Below are 9,764 nucleotides of genomic sequence, written 5' to 3'. Positions count from 1 at the left end.
AATTTACAAATTGATCAAGGTCAATTTGAAGATGCAAAAAAGACCGAGTCCCGGTTACAGAGGGCAACCAAGGATCCGGTATTGACTGAATATCTGGAAGGGCGGGTAGCACTTCAAAAGGGAGATATTATCGCTGCCACGAATTGTTTCGAACACGTGCAAGGTCGGACTGGCGATCGAAAGGATCTGCAAAAACAAGCCGATTTCTGGTTGGGCAATTGTTACGATCGGATCGGTCAATTAGATCACCGAATTGACGCTTACCGGCGGGCAGTTGAGGACGATCCAGACTGGCGTCCGTCTCGCGTAGGCTTGGCGACTGCCCTGGTGGAGGCAGGTCGAGTTAATGAGGCCATCGACAATTACCAACAACTGCTTGCGGCGCCTGAGGCGCCTGCCGCGTGGTGGCAAGAGTTGGCCAAACTGCTAATCATACAGGAACTAAGGCGACCCAAGGATCATCGACAATGGCAGGCAGCAGAAGACGCGGTAGAGCATGCTTCCAAAGCTGGAGCTGATTCAGCCACCTGTACGATTTTGCAAGCGGAAATCCTACTGGCGCAGGACGAAAGCGACCAAGCTACTCGATTGCTGGACGCGGCCAGTAAGGAGCAGCCAGAGGTCGTCGCGTTGTGGGTCGCCCGCGCTGCGCTACTGACACGTCTGGGTCACGAGGATGTGGCCGGGGCATTGCTAGATCAAGCTCAAAGTAAGCTTGGCGATCGACCAGAAATTCGCCAAGAAAAAATTCGAGAGGCATTACTACTTTCGCATAGTGAGGCGGAAAGGCAGCTCGCGGAATTGGCCAAGGGATGGGACCAGTTTTCAAAAGAGGAACAATTCACTCTTAATCGCCAGATGGCGATCGCCTATACCATGATCGGAGCGGGCAATTCCGCAGAGGAGTATTGGAGGGCCGCCGTTTCGTATCGACCTGAATGGTTACCGGGATACCTTTACCTATTCGATGCCGCTGCCAGCCACAACGATCAATCGCAGTTATTAAGCTTATTAGACGACATTCATCGCATTGAGGGAAAGGACCAAGGCCCGTTATGGTGTTACGGCGAAGCCGCGCGCCAAGTCCTGCTTTTTGAAACAGGAGACCGAACTCACCTAGCGACTGCGCGCAATTTATTGGATCAAGCGCTGGTGCAGCGGCCCCGCTGGTCGCGGGCGTTTGTCTTATTGGGAGAAATAGAAAAGTTGGACGGCAACTCAACAGCAGCGATTGAACGTTACATGGCGGCCTTGGAATTTGGAGAACGCAGCTCTGGATTCATTCGCGACCTTGTGTCGCTACTCTACCAGCGACAGCGGTTTGAGGAAGCGGACCGTGTGCTGCGGCAGTTAGAAGATCAGCAAGCGCCATTTTCAGCTGATCTAAACCGATTGGCCTCGGAAGTCTCTTGGCGCGTGGAGGATTACGGCCGAGCTCTCGAGCTGGCTAAAAACGCAGCCGCCGGGTCGAAAAACATCGACGACCACCTTTGGTTGGGTCAGCTCTTCACGTTAATGGGCAAACAAGATGAGGCGGAAAAGGCATATCGAAATGCAGTTCAACTGCTGCCCGAGGAACCACGGGCGTGGCTTGCCCTAGTCAATCACTGGGTGCAGCTCAAAGCGTCGGATAAGGTCGAGGACACGCTGCGAGAGGCCGCAGCTCATTTGCCTTCGGAGCAAATTGCGCTGGCTCGAGCTGGGGCTATGGAACATCTCGGGCAAGCCACCTTAGCAGAATCGGAATATCGCCGCGCCCTCGAACTCAAGCCCAATGATGCAGACGTCCTTGGCAGTGTCGGCGAATATTTTCTTCGTGTCAAGAATCCCTTGGAAGCGGAAAAAGCATTCCGCGCTTTGCTACAACCTACCGTCGAATGCACGAAAGCACGACGTGCCGCTGCGCGGCGTCAAGTGGCCTTACTCCTTGCCTCCAGCAACCAGTACGTCAAGCTGCAAGAAGCGTTATCGCTTCTCAGCGAGAACCAAGAATCGAAAGATGATGAGGACGAGCGTGTCAAAGCGATTGTGCTATCGGGATTGCCGGGACACGATTCGCGCGCTGCGGGAATTCAAATTCTACAACAACTTGTAGATCGCGAGCCAAACTCAACAAATGATCGCTACCTGCTGGCACAGCTTTACGACGCGGATGGCCAATGGTCACAAGCTCGGAATTTGTGGCAAAGTTTAATCAGCGCGGATGGCTCCCAAAGACAAACCCTAGCTTTCTATATTCGAGGTCTTCTTGCCCATCACGAATTGGCTGAGGCGGAAACTTGGCTTGGACGGCTAGCAATGTTAAAGCCCGACGATATGGCGACGGTTGAATTGCGCGCACAACTCGATGTGGCCAAGGGACGCATCGATGCAGCCCTGACCGCAGTGCAACAGCATGGCACGAAGCTGCCAGGACAAACCGCAGAGGCCTGGGAAGCACAGATGCTGGATCGATTGACTCAAGAGTGTAAAGATGCTTCTGCCGCACAGCCGCTGATTAACGAGGCACAGCGATTATATCGGGTCGCCTGCCAGCACGATCCCAAGCTAAGAGCGGCTGCCGTTAGATTTCTCTCGCGTGAAAAGCGCGTCGATGAAGCACTGGAGATTTGTGCGGAATGGACCAAGGAATCCGGCTCGACGGATGCCTTGGTGGCGGCCGCGGCCGTAGTTTCACAGTCGGCAGCTTCAGACAGCCAGCGCGACCAAGTGGAATTGGAAATCCGCAACGAGCTGGCAAAACATCCTCAGGCTCACCAACTATCTACGGCACTGGGTGGCTTGTATGAATTTCAGTCTCGTTTCAATGAAGCAACGGAGGCCTATCATCATGCCTTGGAAGTCGACGCCAAAGATATCGTGGCGCTGAATGATCTGGCGTTGCTACTGACTTACCGCGGTGAACCAGGTTTAGCGCAGCCGCTCATCAACCAGGCCGTTCAAATCGCCGGCCCACTGGGCGCGCTCTTGGATTCTCGCGGCACAGTTCTATTAGCGATGAACAAACCAGATGCCGCTGTGGCAGATTTCTCGGCGGCACTCGCCGATCAACCCACCGCACCGAGGTGGTTTCACTTGTCTTTGGCTAGGTTTCGATTGCAAGAAATTGAACAAGCCAAGCAAGCCTATCAGCAAGCAGTCGCCCTTGGGCTGAATGTCGATCAGCTTCACGCGCTAGAAAAACCTGAGTATACGCAACTTGTCAGGCAAATGGTCCAGTAGGAGATTCACTCCATGTCTGCAACGATGAGTCGGAGCTTAAATTCCAGCGAAAGTATCGTGATGAACGGCTATCATCCAAGGATATTCATCGTCGATTCGGACGCTCAATCAGTGCAATTTATTACCGAGGTGGTGCGCCCACACAATTTACAGGTCGAACAGTTTGCTTCCGGAGAGGATTTCTGGAGGACGCATGAAGCTCATTTTTGTGGCTGCGCCATCATCGAGCTCGAACTTCCGGGCATGAGTGGAATACAGTTGCAGGAGCGCATGTCCGTCGCGCACTGTTCGTTGCCCATCATTATGACTGCTACTGAGGCCGACCTTGCAATCGCTGTGCGCTCCATGAAACTGGGTGCGGTCGATTTTTTCCAGAAACCTTGTCACCCGCTTGAACTATGGGAAGCGATCCAGGTATGCATCGAGAAAGATCGTGTGCGGCGACTCGACGAGTCAATCCGTAATGATATCCGAACGCGTGTGACCCAATTGACCGCCCAAGAACATCAAGTGATGCAATTGATGTTGGCTTGCAAGCCAAATAAAGCAATCGCGAATCTACTTGATCTGAGCCTCCGAAGTATTGATTTCCGCCGTGCCAGCATCCTCCGAAAGATGCAGGCGCACTCGTCCATCGAGCTAGCACAAATGTTGACGTTGATCGATTATTCGCTGAACGTAAGAGACGTTGGATAAGGGACACCGCTTCAGCGAGTAAACGAACCACGATTTCGGCAACCAGCGATCGACCGATTATCAAATAATGAAAATTACTGAAAATCTTCTCTTTCTGATTCTAGCATACCTATTCAGCGTCACAATCATTTCGTTGATTCGTGGATATCAGAACAAGGTGATGCGGAGTGCTGGTTGGCTGAATGTGTTCGTGATCGCAGCCTTCACATGGATCGTAGACCGCATTTTCTTCCCTGGCGGAACATTTCTGTCCGCTCTCGATTATCGGAAGAGCGGGTCGGCGTTGCTTTCTGCTGCGATAGGTTGTTCATTTGCACAACCGTGGTGGTGGGTATTTGCTGGACCGGGATCGCCTACCAATCGTCTACGACGCGGATTCCTCACGGCCGCCTTGGTAGGATGCTCGATTTTTTCAATGGTGGGTGTCATTGTGCTTGCGCATCGCGCTGGGCAGCCGCCACAGGATTCGGCGTATTCGCTCGATTCCCGCTTTGAGGTGCGAGAGATCGCAAAGATCACCGGGGGCTACCCGATCCGCATTGCCGTCGATTCGGAAACCGGTCGGATCTATTTCACAAAACAGGTAGACCGTGAGGAGGGTATTTGGGGCGAAGTCGGCGAGTTAGTACCGAACGGTTCGCAGTTCGACGTGCGAATTGTTGCCAGCAGTCCCGCGCTCTATCGACCCTTTGGTTTGTGTGCAAAGGGGGGGGCACTGTATGTCTCGCGATCTGGGATGCTTGCGTCCGCGACAAACGGAAAGATTACGTATGCGAATTCAGGCCGTGTCACAAAACTGGAAGACCTCGACGGCGATGGCTACTTCAAGCATTATAATGACATTTTAACCGATCTCCCCGGTAGCCGTGGACCCGACACTCAACATCAAAATAACGCTGTTTGCGTGAGTGATGATGGCACTGTGTTCGTGGAATGCGGTTGTTCGAGCAATCGCGGTGTTCCAGACCATCCATGGGAAGGTACTGTGCTGCGATTGCGTCCCGGGGCGGCGCAGCCGGAAGTTTTCGCCCGGGGGTTTCGCAATCCGTTCGGAATGACATTCGGTCCGGATTCAGAACTATTCTTAACCGACAACGATTGTAATGCGGATCCTGGCGATGAAATCAATCATGTGATCGAAGGACGACACTATGGGCATCCCTACGTGATCGGCAACGATGACGGCGGCGGGGACTTCACCATTCCTATTTGGCCAAGTAAACCCAGCGTGACTTTGGAAGGGCTAGCCTACTCCGACGCAAAAGAACTCCCGGAAGACTGTCGTGGCTGCTTGTACGTGTCATTATTTTCCTCTGGGCATATTGGACGCTATAGCCTCCAGCGCAATGGAGACGACTACAAAGTTACGAAGTTCGTGCCAATGTTTGTACTGCCAATTCCGATCGATATCGCCGCCAGCAAGGATGGGCGCTTTTATATCGTTTGTCTCAATGCATCAATCTACGAAGCGCGGCTCAAGAAGCACTAATGGGAATGGCAATGAAATTCCGCATGGTGGGTTGGATCCTGCTCTCAATTTCGATACCGATCTTCATTTCCGTGGGCGTATCGACGGCCCGGCAAGGCTTCTCAGTGAGCGGATTCCGCCTGCATCAACAGATCGAAGAGGGCCATCAGATCTTTCAGAATCGATGCGCAGGATGCCATGTGGTGGACACTGATGACCGACGGCAATTAAAAGGGCCCAGTCTCGAAAAGATTGGCGAAATCGCTGCGAGCAGGCGTCCACCGATGGCCGCGTTATCTTACATTTTGGAGTCGGTCGTTAAACCGGACGCATATATTGTTCCAGGTTACAGTAACGAAATGCCTCAATCAGCTGCAGGTGGTATAACCAAAGAACAATTACGGTCACTCATTGCTTTCTTAGGTAGTCGGGGAGCGGATGTTGATGTCAAGACACTCACCTCACTGGACATGCCCGATCCACTGCGAGAGAAGCCGCCCGCGGGGTTGATCCGCCTGTCGAAGTTAGAAAACGGGTTGACACTTTTCGACGGTAAAGCGAAGTGTGCTACTTGCCATGGACTAATAAAGGATGACAATAATGAACTGAACCTCATCGCTCCCAATTTATCCGATGCGGGAGATGTGCCGCGAGAGCAACTCATTCAGAAGTTAAGAGATCCTACCAAACATTTAGTACGCGGTTACGAAACCTCTGTCATTCTGTTAGCGGACGGCCGGTCCAAGGTTGGCAGGATACTGCGGAAGGACTCCAAGCGACTGTGGCTAGCAACCATCGCTAGTGACGGGCACGTTCAAGTTGAAATGGTGCCAATGGAAGCGATTGAACCCGATTCCGAAAAGCCATCGATCATTCAGCAGTCCCAATCCATTATGCCCAACTACAGTAGCTTTCTATCAACCGAGGAGATTGAGGCAATTGCCGAATTTCTTTCTGCACTACACAGTACATAAGACATCAATAATTCCGTCGAGCTTTCGTCTCCACCGTACCAGCCAAGCCCTGCACTGCGGTCTGCGACAATCATCAAACTCAATGTACCTATGGTAGATACTCTACACCGCGCACTCATCACAGGAATCACCGGCCAGGATGGATCGTATTTGACGGAATTGCTGTTGTCGAAGGGCTACGAAGTCCATGGTATCATTAGGCGGGCAAGCTCGTTTAATACTGGCCGCCTCGAGCACCTCTATCATGATCCGCATCTCACCGAAGCGCGGCTGAAGCTCCATCACGGCGACTTAACCGATGCCAATGGATTGTCCCGACTGGTACGGCAGATTCGCCCGACGGAAGTCTACAACTTGGGCGCCCAAAGCCATGTGCGGGTCAGCTTTGACCAGCCCATCTATACGGCCGACGCGGGAGCTGTCGGCACCCTCAAATTGCTGGAGGCGGTGCGCGATTTTCAAGATGCTTCCGGCAACGCAGTTCGGTTCTACCAGGCGTCCAGCTCGGAAATGTTTGGCAAAGTCGCGGAAATCCCGCAACAAGAAACGACCCCCTTTTATCCCTGTTCTCCCTATGCGGCAGCGAAATTGTACGCGCATTGGATTACGGTCAACTACCGGGAAAGTTATGGGTTGCATGCGTCCTGCGGGATACTATTCAACCATGAATCTCCGCGCCGCGGAGAAACGTTCGTCACTCGTAAGATCACGCGGGCAGCCACGCGAATTAAGCTGGGCCTACAAGAATGTCTCTACTTAGGCAATTTGGAGGCGAAGCGCGATTGGGGCTTCGCAGGCGACTATGTCGAAGCGATGTGGCTGATGCTGCAGCAGCGATCACCTGACGATTACGTGATTGCCACCGGCCAAACGTATTCCGTTCGTGATTTCTGTGAACGAACGTTTGACTGCCTCGGACTGGATTATCGAGATTTTGTGCGGACTGATCCACGTTACTTCCGTCCGACGGAAGTCGATGTATTGCTAGGTAACGCGACCAAGGCGCGCAGCGTCTTGGGATGGCATCCGCGCATCTCATTCGAGCAACTGGTGACGATGATGGTTCAGGCTGATTTTGAGTTAGCGCAGCGCGAGCAAGTCTTGAAGGAGCACTTTCCGACGGTCGCTTCAGCTGATTTTGAGCATAAGGAGAACGGTGTGGCCGAAGTCGAACACGATAAATTGCCGATTCACAGGAGATAACGGTGGTGCTCGAATGATCCAATGGACAGAATCTCGAGTATGTGTGACCGGCGGCGCAGGATTCTTGGGTCGTTTTGTGTGCGCGCAATTAATAGACCGAGGTGTCTCGCCTGATCAACTGATTATTCCGCGACGTGCCCAGTACGACCTGACGCAAGAAGAACAGGTCAAGAGACTTTACCGTGAACAGCGCCCCGATATTGTGATTCACTTGGCAGCTGAGGTCGGTGGAATCGGCGCCAATATGTCGCAGCCGGGCCGGTTCTTCTATACGAACATGGCGATGGGCCTCCATTTAATCGAATACGCTCGGCAATTCGGTATTCGCAAATTCATCCATACCGGCACCGTGTGCGCGTACCCGAAGTTCGCGCCGGTGCCTTTTCGGGAAGACGATCTGTGGAACGGCTATCCGGAGGAGACCAACGCCCCCTATGGTGTGGCCAAAAAAGCTCTTTTCGTGATGTTGGACGCTTACCATCGACAGTATGGCCTGCCCGCTGCGGTCGTAGTCCCCGTGAACCTGTACGGCCCTGGAGATAACTTCGATCCGGCTAGTAGCCATGTGATTCCGGCACTCATTCGCAAATGCGAGACAGCCCTTCAGCGTCATGATGAAGAAATCGTCTGTTGGGGAACTGGCACTGCCAGTCGCGAGTTTTTATACGTGGAGGATGCAGCCCGGGGGATTGTGCAAGCTGCCCAAGAGATTGAAGAACCGACTCCAATCAATTTGGGGACGGGGCGAGAGATTACGATCGCGGACCTCGTACAATTGATTGCCAGGCTGTGTGGCTTTCGGGGATATATTGCGTGGGACGGATTGAAACCCGATGGTCAACCGCGCCGTTGTTTAGATACCTCGCGGGCCGCCCAATTGCTCAACTGGACCACAACCATGCCGCTGGAAGAAGGCCTGCGCCGCACGATTGCTTCGTGGAGAGAGCACCCTCGCTTTAACTCTGTTTCTCCTGCCGAAATGCAAGTACAGTAGTTCCGGACAAACAAGCCATCAAACAATAGAGAGTGATCACCAAATGATGTCCCTAGCCGCCGAGCACAATATCCTAGTTCGAGGAATCTTACCATGAGCTGGCAAACACAGTTTAAAAGTGTGTGCGCAATGTTGATACTGATTTCAATCTGTCGTGAATCGTTTGCGGGACCCTCTGGAATGCCATCTCTCCCGGGTTCAAATGGCAGTTCGAGCAAGCCGTCAACCAAACGCCAAGCAACAAACCGCGCAGCCTCTCCCCAAAATTCTGAAGGCCGAGCCGGTTCACGTACGTCGACGAATTCTAAGGGTGTCTCTGGGATGATTGATCTGCGCAACTCCAACCAGCTCCTTAATACTTGGCTTCCAGCAAGTGGAGCTTTGTCCGGTCCCAAGGCATTGCCACTTGATCCGGAACCATTTACTACAAGTTGGTACTCAGAGCATCCCAACGCTTGGCATTCTCTTCCCACTGACTCGGATGTTTGGGCCACGCCTACTCAGACGGAGACAGCCAAATGGCTCGGCTGGTCCACAACGGCATCGAGTACCGTGACGACAGGGACCGCTGTCAGTCAACCAGCTGATTCAACCACCTCCTCGGTGAAGGCCGTCTCTGAGTCAGCAAAGTCGGAGCAAGTGATTAACGATAAGCAGGGCAACGCGACAACGGCCCACGGCAGCTCTGACGCGAATAGCTGGATGCCGCTGGGTGTCTACATGCTCGCTCCAGCCGGTCAGGATGAGGCTCACTTAATTGTTCAATTGGCGGTCGACAAACAAGGAAAGCTAGCGGGCAATTATTATGACGTTCTCAGTGACCAAGCAAACTTTCTGCAAGGCGTGCTGGAAAGCACCAGTCAAAAAGGCACTTTTCACATCGGAGAGAAGGAACGGGCAACATTCGAGACATCGCTCGCCGAATTGACGTCTGAAGTCACTCCACTCCTCGTGAAATATGGCGATGGCCACTCCCAGAGTTGGCTCATGGTGCGGATTCAAACTAAGACGAGCCGTCCGCAGTAATTTGATATTCGTTCCACCACGACATTGCGCTCTTAAAAATTTAGAGCCACCGGACAAAACTAATCTTGCGTTGGTTGTTGAGTAGGGATCAATATGATGTCCTTTTGTGTTTCGGATCAAGTCGAATCACGGAGGGATGAAGGCCATGGCAGGTAAATTATTACCAGACGAGTTGTGGGAC

The 9,764-nt window shown here is 52.8% G+C and carries 7 protein-coding genes; all 7 read left to right on the top strand.

The features are described from left to right. On the top strand, positions 1 to 3,222 hold a 3,222-nt coding region (locus VMJ32_03905; GenBank protein HTQ38145.1), incomplete at its 5' end, for a tetratricopeptide repeat protein. Between the two features lie 12 nt (positions 3,223 to 3,234). Continuing rightward, positions 3,235 to 3,918, top strand: a complete 684-nt coding sequence (locus tag VMJ32_03900) for a response regulator (GenBank protein HTQ38144.1) — start codon at positions 3,235 to 3,237, stop codon at positions 3,916 to 3,918. Between the two features lie 67 nt (positions 3,919 to 3,985). Further along, the gene (locus tag VMJ32_03895) at positions 3,986 to 5,407 is read left to right on the top strand and encodes a PQQ-dependent sugar dehydrogenase (protein ID HTQ38143.1); all 1,422 of its coding nucleotides are present in this window, start codon (positions 3,986 to 3,988) and stop codon (positions 5,405 to 5,407) included. A gap of 11 nt (positions 5,408 to 5,418) precedes the next feature. Then, a complete protein-coding gene (locus VMJ32_03890; GenBank protein HTQ38142.1) occupies positions 5,419 to 6,360 on the top strand; it encodes a c-type cytochrome in 942 nt (313 codons plus the stop codon). Between the two features lie 90 nt (positions 6,361 to 6,450). Next, positions 6,451 to 7,563, top strand: coding sequence for a GDP-mannose 4,6-dehydratase (gmd, locus tag VMJ32_03885; GenBank protein ID HTQ38141.1), 1,113 nt, complete (start codon positions 6,451 to 6,453; stop codon positions 7,561 to 7,563). Between the two features lie 13 nt (positions 7,564 to 7,576). After that, the gene (locus VMJ32_03880; GenBank protein HTQ38140.1) at positions 7,577 to 8,557 is read left to right on the top strand and encodes a GDP-L-fucose synthase; all 981 of its coding nucleotides are present in this window, start codon (positions 7,577 to 7,579) and stop codon (positions 8,555 to 8,557) included. A gap of 321 nt (positions 8,558 to 8,878) precedes the next feature. Continuing rightward, on the top strand, positions 8,879 to 9,583 hold the full coding sequence (locus VMJ32_03875) for a hypothetical protein (protein HTQ38139.1): 705 nt from the start codon (positions 8,879 to 8,881) through the stop codon (positions 9,581 to 9,583). Positions 9,584 to 9,764 lie beyond the last annotated feature (181 nt).

It is taken from the genome of Pirellulales bacterium, from assembly GCA_035499655.1.
Taxonomy (GTDB): domain Bacteria; phylum Planctomycetota; class Planctomycetia; order Pirellulales; family JADZDJ01; genus DATJYL01.
This window is presented reverse-complemented; position numbering and strand designations above follow the sequence as displayed.

Bases quoted from the DNA above. Each gene is read 5' to 3' on its own strand.
- VMJ32_03895 (HTQ38143.1), top strand. From the start codon at position 3,986: ATGAAAATTACTGAAAATCTTCTCTTTCTGATTCTAGCATACCTATTC.
- gmd (HTQ38141.1), top strand. From the start codon at position 6,451: ATGGTAGATACTCTACACCGCGCACTCATCACAGGAATCACCGGCCAG.
- VMJ32_03890 (HTQ38142.1), top strand. From the start codon at position 5,419: ATGAAATTCCGCATGGTGGGTTGGATCCTGCTCTCAATTTCGATACCG.
- VMJ32_03875 (HTQ38139.1), top strand. From the start codon at position 8,879: ATGATTGATCTGCGCAACTCCAACCAGCTCCTTAATACTTGGCTTCCA.
- VMJ32_03900 (HTQ38144.1), top strand. From the start codon at position 3,235: ATGTCTGCAACGATGAGTCGGAGCTTAAATTCCAGCGAAAGTATCGTG.
- VMJ32_03880 (HTQ38140.1), top strand. From the start codon at position 7,577: ATGATCCAATGGACAGAATCTCGAGTATGTGTGACCGGCGGCGCAGGA.